This is a genomic window from Listeria sp. Marseille-Q6474 (assembly GCF_946902005.1).
Classification (GTDB): domain Bacteria; phylum Bacillota; class Bacilli; order Lactobacillales; family Listeriaceae; genus Listeria; species Listeria innocua.
The window spans coordinates 621,276-637,526 of the sequence record NZ_CAMPPS010000002.1; the positions used below are offsets into that span (position 1 = coordinate 621,276).

General features: G+C 40.2%; 14 protein-coding genes. All 14 read left to right on the top strand.

Features of this window, described 5'->3' with window-relative positions; all coding sequences use genetic code 11:
• The first annotated feature begins 2 nt into the window (after window positions 1–2).
• The 14 genes from fabG to OC533_RS13950 all read left to right on the top strand — a co-directional run bounded on the left by fabG (window position 3) and on the right by OC533_RS13950 (window position 16,250).
• A complete protein-coding gene (gene fabG, locus OC533_RS13885) occupies window positions 3–746 on the top strand; it encodes a 3-oxoacyl-[acyl-carrier-protein] reductase (protein WP_003769287.1) in 744 nt (247 codons plus the stop codon).
• 106 nt (window positions 747–852) lie between these two features.
• On the top strand, window positions 853–1,086 hold the full coding sequence (locus OC533_RS13890; protein WP_003723866.1) for an acyl carrier protein: 234 nt from the start codon (window positions 853–855) through the stop codon (window positions 1,084–1,086).
• A gap of 197 nt (window positions 1,087–1,283) precedes the next feature.
• Window positions 1,284–1,973, top strand: a complete 690-nt coding sequence (gene rnc, locus OC533_RS13895) for a ribonuclease III (RefSeq protein WP_003762908.1) — start codon at window positions 1,284–1,286, stop codon at window positions 1,971–1,973.
• A gap of 22 nt (window positions 1,974–1,995) precedes the next feature.
• Window positions 1,996–5,556: a chromosome segregation protein SMC gene (gene smc / locus OC533_RS13900; RefSeq protein WP_194323740.1), complete on the top strand. Its 3,561-nt coding sequence runs from the start codon at window positions 1,996–1,998 to the stop codon at window positions 5,554–5,556.
• Window positions 5,557–5,570: 14 nt separating this feature from the next.
• A complete protein-coding gene (gene ftsY, locus OC533_RS13905; protein ID WP_194323742.1) occupies window positions 5,571–6,557 on the top strand; it encodes a signal recognition particle-docking protein FtsY in 987 nt (328 codons plus the stop codon).
• 112 nt (window positions 6,558–6,669) lie between these two features.
• Window positions 6,670–7,002, top strand: coding sequence for a putative DNA-binding protein (locus OC533_RS13910; RefSeq protein ID WP_003762903.1), 333 nt, complete (start codon window positions 6,670–6,672; stop codon window positions 7,000–7,002).
• Window positions 7,003–7,014: 12 nt separating this feature from the next.
• Window positions 7,015–8,367 carry a signal recognition particle protein gene (ffh, locus tag OC533_RS13915; protein WP_070753657.1) on the top strand — a complete coding sequence of 451 codons (1,353 nt, stop codon included), beginning with the start codon at window positions 7,015–7,017 and terminating at the stop codon, window positions 8,365–8,367.
• Window positions 8,368–8,508: 141 nt separating this feature from the next.
• Window positions 8,509–9,405, top strand: a complete 897-nt coding sequence (gene lipA / locus OC533_RS13920; protein ID WP_003769282.1) for a tyrosine/lipid phosphatase LipA — start codon at window positions 8,509–8,511, stop codon at window positions 9,403–9,405.
• Window positions 9,406–9,896: 491 nt separating this feature from the next.
• Window positions 9,897–12,638 (top strand): Lmo1799 family Asp-Ala repeat surface protein, encoded by a 2,742-nt coding sequence (locus OC533_RS13925; RefSeq protein WP_262265269.1) that lies wholly within the window; start codon window positions 9,897–9,899, stop codon window positions 12,636–12,638.
• A 73-nt stretch (window positions 12,639–12,711) separates the two neighbouring features.
• On the top strand, window positions 12,712–14,370 hold the full coding sequence (locus OC533_RS13930) for a poly(glycerol-phosphate) alpha-glucosyltransferase (RefSeq protein ID WP_185311776.1): 1,659 nt from the start codon (window positions 12,712–12,714) through the stop codon (window positions 14,368–14,370).
• Window positions 14,371–14,472: 102 nt separating this feature from the next.
• Window positions 14,473–14,745, top strand: coding sequence for a 30S ribosomal protein S16 (gene rpsP / locus OC533_RS13935; protein WP_003767413.1), 273 nt, complete (start codon window positions 14,473–14,475; stop codon window positions 14,743–14,745).
• Between the two features lie 16 nt (window positions 14,746–14,761).
• Entirely contained in the window at window positions 14,762–14,992 is a 231-nt protein-coding gene (locus OC533_RS13940) for a KH domain-containing protein (protein ID WP_003728421.1), read from the top strand.
• Between the two features lie 109 nt (window positions 14,993–15,101).
• Window positions 15,102–15,836, top strand: coding sequence for a gamma-glutamyl-gamma-aminobutyrate hydrolase family protein (locus OC533_RS13945; protein ID WP_045553292.1), 735 nt, complete (start codon window positions 15,102–15,104; stop codon window positions 15,834–15,836).
• A gap of 27 nt (window positions 15,837–15,863) precedes the next feature.
• Window positions 15,864–16,250 carry a YlqD family protein gene (locus OC533_RS13950; RefSeq protein WP_003762889.1) on the top strand — a complete coding sequence of 129 codons (387 nt, stop codon included), beginning with the start codon at window positions 15,864–15,866 and terminating at the stop codon, window positions 16,248–16,250.
• Window position 16,251: the final 1 nt, after the last annotated feature.

The window sequence follows — 16,251 nt, forward strand, 5'->3', positions numbered from 1 at the left end:
TAATGACTTTACAAGGCAAAGTAGCAGTAGTAACAGGTGGATCACGCGGAATCGGTCGTGACATCGCCATCAAATTAGCTAAAGAAGGCGCAAATATTTTCTTCAATTACAATGGTAGCCCAGAAGCTGCGGAAGAAACAGCAAAACTCGTTGCCGAACATGGTGTAGAAGTAGAAGCAATGAAAGCAAACGTAGCGATTGCTGAAGATGTGGATGCATTTTTCAAACAAGCAATCGAGCGCTTTGGTCGTATCGACATTTTAGTCAATAATGCGGGAATTACGCGTGATAATTTATTAATGCGTATGAAAGAAGACGAGTGGGATGACGTTATTAACATCAACCTAAAAGGAACTTTCCTTTGTACAAAAGCAGTAAGTCGTACAATGATGAAACAACGCGCTGGTAAAATTATCAACATGGCTTCTGTTGTTGGCTTAATTGGTAATGCAGGTCAAGCAAACTATGTTGCAAGTAAAGCAGGCGTAATTGGCTTAACAAAAACAACTGCTCGTGAACTTGCTCCACGTGGTATTAACGTTAATGCTGTTGCTCCTGGTTTCATTACAACCGAAATGACAGACAAATTAGATGATAAAACAAAAGAAGCAATGCTAGCTCAAATTCCGCTTGGTGCTTACGGAACAACCGAAGATATTGCGAATGCAGTTCTTTTCTTAGCAAGCGATGCATCGAAGTATATTACTGGCCAAACACTATCCGTTGATGGCGGAATGGTAATGTAAAATTGGTTAATGAATGCGAATTTGCTTGGCTCGCATTACTTTAAATATTTTTGTTTACGTAGGAGAAATAATCCTATATAATACTTGGAGGGAGGTGAAGTGAAAAATGGCAGAAGTATTAGAAAAAGTTACAAAAATCATCGTAGACCGTCTAGGTGTCGAGGAATCCAAAGTAACTTTAGAAGCTTCCTTCAAAGAAGATCTAGGTGCAGATTCCCTAGATGTTGTTGAATTAGTAATGGAACTTGAAGACGAGTTCGGAGTTGAAATCTCTGATGGCGACGCTGAAAACATTAACACAGTTGGTGATGCAGTGAAGTACATAGAGGCAAACGCATAAAACTTTATGTGACCGGATAAATGAGGGTGCCCGTGTTACTTATCTTTGCTGTGGTAACTTCCGCACGTGAGATAAGTAGCACAGGTAGCCTCTTTTTCAAGGTTAAGAAGATTTGTTGGTTCATTTTCTAAGCAGCTTTTTGCTAGTGGCTGTTTAGAAAATGAACTTGCTTACTAGTATAGAGAGGGGCAAGTGAAATGAATCAATGGGAAGAATTACAAGAAAGTGTTGGTTTTGATTTTCAAAATGTAGAATTATTACAGCAAGCATTCACACATTCCTCGTATGTCAATGAACATCGCCGGGAAAATGTGAAAGATAATGAGCGCCTAGAATTTCTTGGTGATGCAGTCCTTGAACTAACTGTTTCAGACTACCTTTTTAATAAATATCCAGATATGGCAGAAGGACACATGACAAAAATGCGTGCAGCTATTGTATGTGAACCTTCCTTAGTAGAGTTCGCGGAAGCAGTACATTTCTCTAAATACGTGCGTCTAGGTAAAGGAGAAGAAAAAGCAGGTGGGAGAACACGCCCAGCTTTACTTGCTGATGTATTTGAATCTTTTATCGGCGCCCTATATTTAGATAATGGTATTGATAAAGTCGTGAAATTTCTAGAACGAGTTATTTTTCCGAAGATTGATGCAGGTGCATACTTGCAAACAGTCGATTACAAAACACAACTACAAGAGATTGTTCAACGGGACCGTGATGTCTTGATCGAATATGATATTCTTGGCGAAACAGGACCAGCACACAATAAAGCATTCGATGCCCAAGTTATTGTTAACGGACAAGTACTTGGAAAAGGCAGCGGTAGAACAAAAAAACAAGCAGAACAAAGTGCGGCACAATTTGCTATAAATCAACTAACACATAGATAAACAAAAATGGAGGTGTCCGGACATGTTATTAAAACGATTAGAAATGAATGGCTTTAAATCCTTTGCTGACAAAGTTGCGATAGATTTCGTGCCCGGCATGACTGCAGTTGTAGGGCCAAATGGTAGCGGGAAAAGTAATATTACAGAAGCAATCCGCTGGGTACTTGGTGAGCAGTCCGCTAAATCGCTCCGTGGTGGCCGAATGGGCGACGTTATTTTTGCTGGAAGTGATACGCGTAAACCAATTAATTTTGCAGAAGTATCGCTTATTCTCGAAAATGAAGACCATTTTTTACCACTTGATTATAGCGAAGTAGCTGTAACTAGACGTATTTACCGTAATGGTGATAGTGAATTTTTAATCAATAAAGAAAATTGTCGACTGAAAGATATTGTCGATTTATTTATGGATTCTGGACTTGGGAGAGAGTCTTTTTCGATAATCTCACAAGGGAAAATCGATGAAATTCTGAACAGTAAGCCAGAAGAACGCCGCTCGATTTTTGAAGAAGCAGCCGGCGTACTTAAATACAAACATCGTAAAAAACAAGCTGAAAATAAATTATTTGAAACCGAAGAAAATTTAAATCGTGTACAAGATATTTTATATGAATTAGAAGGGCAACTGGAGCCGCTCGAAATGCAAGCTTCTATTGCCAAGGATTATTTATTCCAACAAGAAGAACTAGAAAAATACGAAGTGACGTTACTTGCGAGTGAAATCAGTTCTTTAACAGAAAAACTAGCCGAAGTCCGTAAAGAGTTTGGTGAAAATCAAACGGTTTTAATTAAGCTACGCGAAGAATTACATGCGGAAGAAGCAATTGTTTCCCGTGAAAAACAAGCGCTTAATGAAACTGATATTGCGCTAGATAATTTACAAGAGCGTTTGTTAGTAGAAACCGAAAAACTCGAACAACTAGAAGGAGAGCGGAATCTTCAATTAGAACGTAAAAAACATAGCAGCGAAAACGAACAAGTCTACGCTGAAACATTGGCTGCGATTACCGAAAAAATTACTGCTCTTGAAGAACAAAAAGAAGTGTTAAGTAGTTCAAAACTCGAAAAAGAAACGGCGCTTGAAATTGCCGTAAAAGCGAAAAAAGAACTAGAAGCGACACTTTCAAAATATGATGATTTATCCGAAGAAGCGATTGAAAACCGCAAAAGTGATTATATTGATTTACGCCATACACAAACGACAATCAATAATGATTTAGGGTATATCGAACGCCAAATCGGACAAATTACTAGCCGAATTGATAAATTAGATTTAGAAAATAGTCAACATGTCGATGAAAGAAAAGATATGTTAGCTCAAATTGATACAACAAAAACACACCTTACAAAAATCCAAAGTGAGCTCACAGAACAAATGGAAATATACCGTGAAGTGCAGCAAACATTGGCAAAACAAGAAGCTGTTTTTGGAACACAAGAACGTGCGCTTTATAAACATTATGAAACAGTCCAACAAATGAAATCACGGAAAGAAACCTTAGAAGAATTGGCAGATGATTATGCCGGATTTTTCCAAGGCGTGCGTGAAGTATTAAAAGCAAAAAAAGAAATTCCTGGCATACTCGGAGCTTTAGTAGAACTTATTGAAATACCAGCAAAATATCAACAAGCTATGGAAACAGCGCTCGGAGCAAGTGCGCAAAATGTCGTTGTTGAAGATGACCGAGTTGCTCGTGAAGCAATCAGCTTTTTAAAGAAAACGAAAAGCGGTCGCGCAACATTTTTACCACTTTCAACTATTCAACCTCGAGAATTACCCGCAGCAACTAAAAACGCTTTAAGTAATCAACCAGCTTTCATCGCGCTTGCTAGCGAAGTAATTTCATTTGACCAAAAAGTGTCTCCAGTGATTTTAAACGCGCTCGGCACAACGATTTTAGCGAAAGATTTAAAAGGGGCGAATACGCTCGCTCGTTTAGTAAACTTCAGGTATCGCATTGTGACACTTGAAGGTGATGTGGTTAATGCCGGTGGTTCAATGACTGGTGGAGCAACAAAAGGCGGCAAATCGTCTATCTTAACGAGAAAACACGAATTAGGCCAATTAGCAGAAAAAATCGCTGAATTAAATAATTCCACTCGTGAACTAGAGTCTGCTGTTCAAGTTGCCAAAGATAGCATGTCGAAAAAACGAGAAGAACTTGAAGAAACTCGTGTTATTGGTGAAAATTTACGTTTACAAGAAAAAGAATTGCTTGGTAAACTAGATCGCGAAACCGAAAATCTAGAACGTTTTAACAAACAATTACAGCTATATGATATTGAAAAAGCAGATGGCAGCGAAGAATTAAACAAACTGCTGGAACGAAAAGAAACGCTACTTCAAGAGCAAGTAGAAATCGCTAATCAAATCGAAAAAACCGACGAAGAAATAAAAGCGATGACATCCTCAAGTAAAGCATTAGAAAGTAAACGTACAGCAGATTTAGAAAGCTTGTCGTCCTTAAAAGCGCAAATTGCCGCTAAACGTGAGCAGTTACAGTCTGCCGTCGAAGCAGTAGACCGCGTAACAACGACATTACATGAAAACTATGAACAAAAAGAAGCAGCTGAGCAAAAACTTGCTTCCTTAAAAACAAATCTATCAAGTGTCCATACAAGCGAAGAGTCTGCTAGAAAATCCATCGAAGAACTTCGTAAAGACAAAGCAGAGACAAGTGAAAAACTAAATCAAACAAGACAAACTCGCACCGAACTACAAGAAAAAATCGAACTACTAGAAGCTGAGTTGACGCAAAAAAATAACCAAATTAGTTTTTATGTGGAACAAAAAAATAATGCGGAAATAAGCATCGGTCGTCTCGAAGTAGATATTACCAACCGAATCGATCGCTTGCAAGAAGCCTATTTACTAACACCAGAACAAGCCGAAGAAAAAATCTTACCAGAAGTAGATACGGAACAAGCACGTTCTAAAGTTCGTTTATTAAAACGTTCGATAGACGAGCTCGGAATCGTTAATATTGGCGCTATTGAAGAATTTGATCGCATCCAAGAACGCTTTGACTTTTTAACAGGGCAACAAGCGGATTTACTTGCCGCAAAAGAAACCCTCTTTAAAGTTATGGACGAAATGGATGAAGAAATGAAAATTCGTTTCAGTGAGAGTTTTGAAGCAATAAAAACAGAATTTGCCATTGTTTTTCCAGAATTATTTGGTGGGGGAAGTGCGGAACTCGTGCTACTTGATCCAGAGAATCTACTCACGACAGGGATTGACATTGTCGTTCAACCACCAGGGAAAAAACTACAAAACTTATCGCTTCGTTCTGGTGGAGAGCGTGCACTAACTGCGATCGCATTACTATTTGCTATCATTCGTGTTCGCCCAGTACCATTCTGTATTTTGGATGAAGTAGAGGCGGCCTTAGATGAAGCCAATGTTACACGTTTTAGCCGCTACTTAAAACAATTTGAGTCAGGCACTCAGTTTATCGTTATTACGCACCGAAAAGGAACAATGGAAGAAGCCGACGTACTCTACGGTGTCACAATGCAAGAGTCCGGCGTCTCCAAATTAGTTTCGGTTCGCTTAGAAGAAACAGCCGAACTCATTAAATAAAAGGAGTATATAAAATGACCTTTTTTAAAAAATTAAAAGATAAAATTACCCAGCAAACCGATTCTGTTTCAGGAAAATTTAAAGACGGTTTATCAAAAACTCGCGGTAACTTTTCCGGGAAGATCAATGAAATGGTCGCTCGTTATCGTAAAGTAGATGAAGATTTCTTTGAAGAACTAGAAGAAATTCTTATCGGAGCAGATGTCGGTTTTGAAACAGTAATGGAATTAGTCGATACACTTCGCCATGAAGTACAATTAAGAAATATTAGCGACCCAAAAGATGTACAAGAAGTTATTGTTGAAAAACTAGTTGATATTTACCAAGGCGACGAAAAAGAAGACGAAACTTTGCATATTGAAGAAAATGGTCTAACTGTTATCTTATTTGTTGGTGTTAATGGCGTTGGTAAAACAACCTCTATCGGAAAAATGGCACATCGTTTTAAACAAGAAGGTAAAAAAGTCATGCTTGCGGCGGGAGATACATTCCGAGCAGGTGCAATCGATCAACTAGAAGTCTGGGGCGAACGAACAGGTGTCGATGTTATTAAACAAGCTGAGGGAAGCGATCCTGCTGCTGTCATGTTTGATGCCGTTCAAGCCGCCAAAGCTAGAAAAGCAGACATCTTACTTTGTGACACAGCCGGCCGTTTGCAAAATAAAGTCAACCTGATGAACGAACTTGAAAAAGTAAAACGTGTCATTACGCGTGAAATTCCTAATGCGCCGCACGAAGTTTTACTAGTCCTTGATGCTACAACTGGCCAAAATGCCTTCGTTCAAGCAAAACAATTTAAAGAAACAACAGACGTGACAGGTATTATCTTAACAAAACTCGATGGGACTGCAAAAGGTGGTATCGTCATAGCCATCCGTAATGAACTCGATATTCCAGTAAAATTCGTCGGACTCGGGGAACAAATGGACGATCTGCAAGCCTTTGATGCAAATGAATATGTGTATGGCTTATTTGCTGATATGGTTGATAACGAAAAATAATCAGAGAAAGCCGAATGATGCTCGTCATTCCGGCTTTTTTCTCTTTTATTTAACCTTCCTTGACATTCCCGTGATTTCCCCGTATCCTTTAAAAGGAGAGAGGTGAAATGCCTTGTTTGAGAAGACAAACCGTATGAATTTATTATTTGATTTTTACCAAGAATTACTAACAACAAAACAAAAATCGTATGTTTCTTTTTATTACTTGGATGATTACTCACTAGGCGAAATTGCCGAAGAATTTGAAGTGAGTAGACAAGCTATTTATGATAATATTAAAAGAACAGAAGAAAGCCTAGAAAAATACGAAGAAAAACTAGGGATGTTAAGAAAATATCAACAACGAGAAAAACTCTTTGATCAATTAGAAGCACAATTAACCAAGAAGAATTTTCTGGACGAGCAAGTGAAAGATACGCTCGAACAGCTTAAAAATATCGATTAGGAGGCCAGAATCATGGCATTTGAAGGACTAGCTGGAAGACTCCAAGAAACAATGAACAAAATTCGCGGTAAAGGGAAAGTAAATGAAGCTGACGTAAAAGAAATGATGCGTGAAGTTCGTCTTGCTTTACTAGAAGCCGATGTTAACTTTAAAGTCGTTAAACAATTCATTAAAACAGTAAGCGAACGTGCTGTTGGCGCGGACGTAATGAAAAGCCTAACACCCGGTCAACAAGTAATTAAAATCGTTCAAGAAGAATTAACAAGCCTTATGGGCGGCGAAGAAAGCAAAATCGGAACAGCTGATCGCCCACCAACCGTTATTATGATGGTAGGTCTACAAGGTGCTGGTAAAACAACTACTTCAGGAAAACTAGCTAATTTATTACGTAAAAAATATAATCGTAAACCTTTACTAGTCGCAGCAGATATTTACCGACCTGCAGCAATTAAACAATTAGAAACACTTGGCAAACAATTAGATATGCCAGTATTTTCTCTAGGCGATCAAGTAAGCCCAGTAGAAATCGCGAAACAAGCTATCGCTAAAGCAAAAGAAGAACATTTAGATTATGTCATTATCGATACAGCCGGTCGTCTTCATATCGACGAAACACTGATGGACGAATTAAAACAAGTAAAAGAAATCGCTTCGCCAACTGAAATTTTACTCGTAGTTGACTCAATGACGGGACAAGACGCAGTAAATGTGGCCCAAAGCTTCAACGAACAATTAGAAATTACCGGCGTTGTATTAACAAAATTAGACGGTGATACACGTGGTGGGGCAGCACTTTCCATCCGTTCAGTCACAGGAAAACCAATCAAATTCGTTGCTACCGGTGAAAAAATGGAAGCAATCGAAACGTTCCATCCCGATCGTATGGCTTCAAGAATTCTCGGCATGGGTGATGTACTTTCTCTTATTGAAAAAGCACAAACTGATGTAGATGCAGAAAAAATGAAAGCTATGGAACAAAAAATGAAAGACAACAGCATGACCTTAGATGACTTCTTGGACCAATTGCAACAAGTAAAACAAATGGGACCACTAGATGAACTACTAAAAATGATGCCAGGGGCAAACAAAATGAAAGGCCTCGACAACATGCAGGTAGATGATAAACAACTTGGTCACATCGAAGCGATAATTAAATCCATGACCAAAAACGAAAAAGATAATCCGGACATCATCAATGCGAGCAGAAGAAAACGAATTGCTCGTGGTAGCGGACGCCCAATTCAAGAAATCAATCGCCTCCTAAAACAATTTGCTGAAATGAAAAAAATGATGAAGCAAATGACTGGTGGAGGAAAAGGTAAGAAAGGTAAAAATCCATTCGGCAATTTCAAAATGCCATTTTAATTCAAAAAGCCAAAACCCTAATGCGGTTTTGGCTTTTTTCATACCTTAACATCCTGCAAATCATTTCTTTACAAACCCTTTATTCAACCAATAAAATCCATTGTTATAATTACAATTAAGCTTACAAAAGGAGGAGAAAGAATGAGAAATTGGGTAAAAGTAACAGGAGCAGGTGTATTAAGCGCAACATTATTACTAGGGGGATGTGGAACTCAGTCAGAAGAAAAAGCAGAAGCGAATGTTAAAACCGAAAAAACACTCCAACCAGGTAGTCAAATAAAACTACAAGGGGCAGTAAACGTTCGTGACTTAGGTGGTTACAAAACAACAGATGGTTTAACAATCAAACCACATAAATTAATCAGAAGCGCCGAACTTGCCACTTTAAGTGATTCAGATAAAAAGAAACTCGTAAATACATATGACCTTTCGCATATAGTTGATTTTAGGACAAATACCGAAGTGAAAGCCAAACCAGATCCAGAACTTACCGGAGTCGATTATACACATGATTCTGTGATGAAAGATAACGGAGCATCCACGAGCACGCAAGATTTAACCGCCAGTCTAGCTAAAATGGATAATCCCGAAACCTTTCTAATTAATGCTAATAAAAGCTTTGTTACAGATGAAACTTCTATTCAAGCCTACAAAGAATTTTTTGAGATACTACTAGCGAATCAAGATGGCTCAGTTCTTTGGCATTGTACAGCCGGAAAAGACCGAGCTGGATTTGGAACTGCTTTAGTCCTCTCGGCACTAGGTGTAGACAAAAACACTGTAATAGACGATTACATGTTATCCAATAAATACCGTGCTAGTGAAAATGAAAAAGCAATCCAAGCAGTCGCAGCTAAAACAGATAATAAAAAAGTTATCGACGGGATGACAGCTGTAATGGAAGTTCGTGAATCTTATATCAATGCCGCTTTCGATGAAATTGATGCTAAATATGGTTCGATGGATAACTTTTTAAAAGAAAAACTCGGACTAACTGATGACAAAAAAGAGCAACTTAAAAAAGCATATCTTTACTAAAAAAAATGGCCCTTTCAAATAGGGCTATTTTTTTTGCGTACAAATAGATTTAAAGTGAGGAACCATTTTAAAAAGATTTGTATACAATTTAAAGACAATTCATGTAAAGTTGGATTTAGTAGATATATTTACCTATTAAAGACCAGTGCTAAAGTTTAAATATAAGCCTTAAATGCGCATATTTGTATAACTTTTAGACTAATGATATTGAATTGAAGTATTTTTTCTTTCTAGTACTTTTTACTTTAATTTTTAAAAATATACTATATAGTAAAGTTATCTAACGGGTTATAACATTAAATGAAAGGTTCACTTAGATACATAAAAAGAAAGGAGGGTCATTTTGCTGAAATGATTTTAATCTGATATTGGATAAAGGTTCAGGGGATACTTAATAGTTAGCTTATTAGTAAACAATAATTAAATACCTTTATTCTGTTTTCAGTTATTTTTCAAAATCAAAACTTATTGATTTTTAAGGGGGAAAAATGATGAAAAAACAGCGTGTGGATTACAAAAGGAAACTTGACCAAAAGCGAGCGCAAAAAGCAAAATTAATTGCTGCTCTAATTACAACAACAACAATGATGGTAGCACCTGTCACAGTGAATTATGATTCTTTTAATCACAAATTTACCCTCAGTGGTATTCAAGCGGATGCAGCAACGATTGATTTACTTGGGAATTCAAGCTTGAATACACAATATGCGAATGGGAAATTAGTGATTACTCTATCAGGGAACCAATTAGTTAGTGCGAGTGCTGTATCTACGTATTACCCGTATTTTGAACTGCCTAGCGAATTAACTTCTATTTTGAGTAATCCAAATATAAAAGCAAATACAAAAATTGATTATAAAATTGCTTATTTAGGAATTGGGAATATTGGGTTATTTAATCAAGGAACAGTTAATGGTAGTTCAAATAATTTCTTCATTGATACTAGTAGAAATGCAATTGGGGCAAGAGTAAATCATTTACTGGGAGTTGGCGTTAGTAGTGTATCTACTTTTACGCTAACAATTGATTTACTTGCGCTTGGTGTTACGGCTCTTCCTAGTGCAAATGATGGAAAATTGGATTTCGCAGCTAGAACTGGCGATGGACTATTGGATGTTGATTTGTTGAATAGTAACGCAGCTCGTGGATTTATTACGACGGATGTTGGGGATGCTGATGCCGACGCTGATGCGGATGCTGACGCTGATGCAGATGCGGACGCTGATGCAGATGCTGACGCTGATGCTGACGCTGATGCCGATGCGGATGCAGATGCTGATGCCGACGCTGATGCCGACGCTGATGCTGACGCCGACGCTGATGCCGATGCGGATGCTGATGCAGATGCCGATGCAGATGCCGACGCTGATGCCGATGCGGATGCCGATGCGGATGCTGACGCCGATGCCGATGCTGACGCCGACGCCGATGCCGATGCCGATGCCGACGCTGACGCCGATGCAGATGCCGACGCTGATGCCGACGCTGATGCCGATGCTGACGCCGACGCCGATGCGGATGCCGACGCTGATGCCGATGCAGATGCCGATGCTGACGCCGATGCGGATGCTGACGCCGATGCTGACGCCGATGCGGATGCTGACGCCGACGCAGATGCGGATGCGGATGCCGACGCTGATGCCGATGCGGATGCTGACGCTGATGCTGACGCCGACGCTGACGCCGATGCGGATGCTGACGCCGACGCAGATGCGGATGCGGATGCCGACGCTGATGCCGATGCGGATGCTGACGCTGATGCTGACGCCGACGCCGATGCGGATGCCGACGCCGATGCGGATGCCGATGCGGATGCTGACGCAGATGCCGACGCTGATGCCGACGCCGACGCCGATGCGGATGCGGATGCGGATGCTGACGCAGATGCCGACGCAGATGCCGACGCCGACGCCGATGCGGATGCGGATGCCGACGCTGATGCGGATGCCGATGCTGACGCCGACGCCGATGCGGATGCCGATGCGGATGCTGACGCCGATGCCGACGCCGATGCCGACGCAGATGCCGACGCCGATGCGGATGCTGACGCGGATGCTGATGCGGATGCCGACGCCGATGCCGATGCTGATGCTGACGCCGATGCGGATGCGGATGCCGACGCCGATGCCGACGCCGATGCCGACGCTGACGCTGATGCCGATGCCGACGCCGATGCCGACGCTGACGCCGATGCGGATGCCGACGCTGATGCCGATGCGGATGCTGACGCTGATGCTGACGCCGACGCCGATGCGGATGCCGATGCGGATGCTGACGCAGATGCCGACGCTGATGCCGACGCCGATGCCGACGCCGATGCCGACGCTGATGCCGACGCCGACGCCGACGCCGATGCCGACGCTGACGCCGATGCGGATGCCGATGCCGACGCTGATGCCGACGCCGATGCGGATGCCGATGCCGACGCTGATGCCGATGCCGACGCCGATGCTGACGCTGATGCGGATGCCGATGCCGATGCCGATGCCGATGCTGACGCCGATGCAGATGCTGATGCGGATGCCGACGCCGACGCTGATGCCGACGTAGATATCGACTGGAGAGATTTCCTAGTTGAAAAACCAACTGTCAATCCAATTTATGAAGGAACTAAAACTATTACAGGTTCTTCTATCTATAAAAACCTTAATATGAATACCCTATTAAAATCATTACAAAGAGATGCTCCAGCCGGAACAGTTTTCTATATTAATTTAACGCTTCCGGATGGCACAGTCATTGGCAATGTATTAATTAATTCAGATGGAACCTATACAATAAATATTCCTAATTATAATTTGAAAGCTGGAGATGTTATCCACCTTCAAGTAACTGCTAAATATGGTGACGAAGTAAAAACAAGTGATGATGTAGCAGTGACAGTTCAACCATTAGTTGATTCGGATGCTGACGCCGATGCCGACGCCGATGCTGACGCCGACGCCGACGCCGATGCAGATGCTGACGCTGATTCAGATGGAGGAGGCACTAACTCTTCTAATAACGGTGGAACTACTGGAACAGCAAATGGAGGTACGGGCGTAACCGTTTCTAATATGAGTACAAACGGCTCCGGAACAATGCTTTCCTCAGGCTACAGTGCTGATGGAACAACAAGTATTTCCTCAAGCGACCTTCCATCCACAGGGGATACTAGTAGCAGTCTTCCTTGGGTAGGGCTTGGACTCTTCTCATTAGCTGGCGCGTTCTTACTACGTCTTTTCCGTAAATAAAGCCACAAAACATCGATTCCCTGCTGCTAAGTAAGTTTAAGCAGCAGGGAAATTATAAAAAGGAGTGGTACATATGCCTTGGAGAGGTGTACTTGATGAACTTGAAAATAAAATTATTGATCAATTAACAGAAGCAGAAGAGCACGCCACTTACAACGGGAAATGGCATGGTTTTCTAACAATAGGTTATAAAAATAAACGAGCGACAGTAATCAACTTTAGCTATCTTTGTTTAGCAAATTTAATTAATGAAATGAAAAAAAGTGCATTGAAAAATCAAACCGAAGAAGCAATTTCATTTAAAATGGATATTGCGGTGAATTATCAACTCGAAAACTTAGGCGAATGGAATAGAAAAGCCTTAAAAACAAAGAAAAATTATTATAGACGAGGCATTGCCTTAAATGAAAATTTTAAAATAGCTTTAATGGAACAGGAAATTAATGCGAACGCTATCCTTTTACCTGGAGATGAAGGACTAGCTATCAACGTTGAAAATATGAATAGATATTTAATTCAAGCCAATAAAAATCAAGCCCAATTAAACTTAACCATCGATTCTAGTGTTGTCACTTTCGAAACAGTAGGGTGGTTTTTTGATGGTAAAAACATTCATGAATTAGAAACCTCTAGTTTAGACCACGGACGTAGGAAAGTAGAACGTTTGACGCCAGAAATTATTTCTACATTAGTTGAAAATGCTGGAGAATATTTGGCGCATCAAGTAAACGCAACTGGTGAATTTAATTATGGTTGGTTTGCTTGTTTTGACAAAAAAATCAAACATTATAATAGTTTGCGCCATGCTAGTACTACTTATTCCATGTTAGAAGCATATGAATTAACGGGAAATAAAGCTATTCTAGAAGCCGCAACAAAAGCATTAACATACCTAGAAAAACACTTTATTTATGAAAAAGACGACAGGGCCTTTCTTATCGAACCAGAACTTCGTGAAGTTAAATTAGGTGGTTCAGCCGCGACGCTACTAGCATTAACTAAATATATGCATATTACTGGTACTAAAACATACTTACCTCTTTGCCGGAAAATAGCAAACGCAATTCTCTCATTACAAGACGAAGATGGGAAGTTCACACATGTGTTAGAATATCCGTCATTAGAAGTAAAAGATATTTTTCGAATTATTTATTATGACGGGGAAGCTGTCTTTGGTCTACTTCGCCTCTATGAAATTGACCGCGATTCCAAATGGTTAGACGCAGCAGCTAAATCATTTAATCACTTTATAAAAGATAAATACTGGCAAAATCACGATCACTGGTTAAGCTACTGTGCCAATGAAATTACCAAATATATCAAAGACGAAGCTTACTATGAATTCGGACTGCAAAATGCCTTTGATAACTTACCATTTATTTACGAGCGCGAAACCACTTTTCCAACATTTTTAGAGCTTACCGTCGCTACAAAAGAAATGACACTGCGGATGGAAGCGGAAGGCCATCAAGCATTATTAACATCTTATTCGCTGGAAAATCTTGAAAAAACGATTACAAAACGCGCACTTTATCAATTAAATGGTTACTTTTATCCAGAGCTTGCGATGTACTACAAAAATCCAGCCAGAATAGAAGGTAGTTTCTTCATTCGTCACCAGTCTTTCCGCGTGAGAATTGATGATGTTGAGCATAATATTTCCGGATATGTGAGATATTATCAACTATTAAAACAAGGAAAACTAAGCACTGAAGCCGAAAGTGTCCGCTGAAAAGAAAAAAATATCCTCTGTAAAGAAAAAACACTTTACAAACAAATCCTTTACTGGTAATATATATACTTGTGTAAGACTTTATGGAGGTGTAATTAAACTATGGCAGTTAAAATTCGTTTAAAACGTATGGGTTCTAAAAAGAAACCTTTCTACCGTATTGTAGTCGCTGATTCTCGTTTCCCACGTGATGGCCGTTCAATCGAAACTATTGGTACTTATAATCCATTACTTGATCCGGTTGAAGTGAAAATCGACGAAGAAGCAACTTTGAAATGGATGCATAATGGTGCGAAACCATCTGATACAGTTCGCAATCTTCTTAGCCGCGAAGGTATCATGGAAAAATTCCATAACCAAAAATTAGGTAAATAAGGAGGTCTCGGCGCGAATGGAAGAACTCATTCTCTCAATCGTGAAACCCCTTGTTGACCACCCGGAAGACGTTGTTATCACGCCAGAAGAAACGGATACTTCGTTAACCTACAAATTGTCTGTCAGTAAAGAAGACATGGGACGCGTGATTGGTAAGCAAGGTCGTATTGCAAAAGCGATTCGTACTCTTGTCTATGCAGTTGGCTCCAAAAACGATAAGAAGATTCGTCTTGAAATTATCGAATAACAAAAACTCGTCAAATTGGCGAGTTTTTTTATAACTTTTTTTAATAATCATCAGAGAAGCAATTACCTCACTAAATGTTGTAAAATAAAATAGAAATGGAGGAATTGTTATGAAGCCAGTTATTGGAATTACAGGAAATAGATTAGTCAAAGGAGTGGACGTGTTTTACGGACACCGTGTAACTTATACACAACAGCGATATGTAGATGCTATTCAGAAAGTTGGCGGATTTCCTATCGCGTTACCAATAGATGACCCGTCTGCTGCCGTTCAAGCAATTTCTCTCGTAGATGGTTTACTTTTAACCGGTGGGCAAGATATTACACCGCAATTATATTTAGAAGAACCGTCCCAAGAAATCGGGGCATATTTTCCACCGCGCGATAGCTATGAAATCGCCTTAGTCCGAGCAGCTTTGGACGCTGGAAAACCTATTTTTGCGATTTGCCGCGGAATGCAACTTGTCAATGTTGCACTAGGTGGCACGCTGTATCAGGATATTAGCCAAGTTGAAACGAAAGCACTCCAACATCTGCAACGTGTCGATGAGCAACTCGGCTCCCATACAATCGATATTGAACCTACAAGCGAACTCGCAAAACACCACCCAAATAAAAAACTAGTTAACTCACTCCATCACCAATTTATCAAAAAATTAGCACCGAGTTTTAAAGTAACGGCTCGGACTGCTGACGGGATGATTGAAGCAGTGGAGGGTGACAATTTACCAAGCTGGTATTTAGGTGTTCAGTGGCACCCGGAATTAATGTTCCAAACAGATCCAGAAAGTGAACAATTATTCCAAGCTTTAGTAGATGAATCCAAAAAAACTATGGTAAAATAAGGACATAATCGCTAGTGGAGGTGTCCTGTGGAAATCATCCAAAAAGTTGTCGTCAAACAAATTCTGACAGAAACAAGTAAACAAGAATTAATCGAGTATTATACCGAACAAAAACGACAAATTGAACAAGAATGCGATCAGTTGCATTTTGAACAAAAGAAAATGGAACGAAAAAGCAAATTTCAACCAGAACGAGTGGCTGACTATTTCACGCATGAACTTGAAGTACGCCGAGAAAAGAAAAAATTAATCCAGTTTCAAATGGAGCAATTAGAAGTACTTGAACTTGGTAGTGAAATTCGCGAACGAGAAATGGAAACAATCATTGATGTACAAGTAGGAGACAAGTGGGATAAATCCATTTTCGATAAAACAATCGTTGTGAGAGATGGAATCATAGTAGAAATACGCTAGA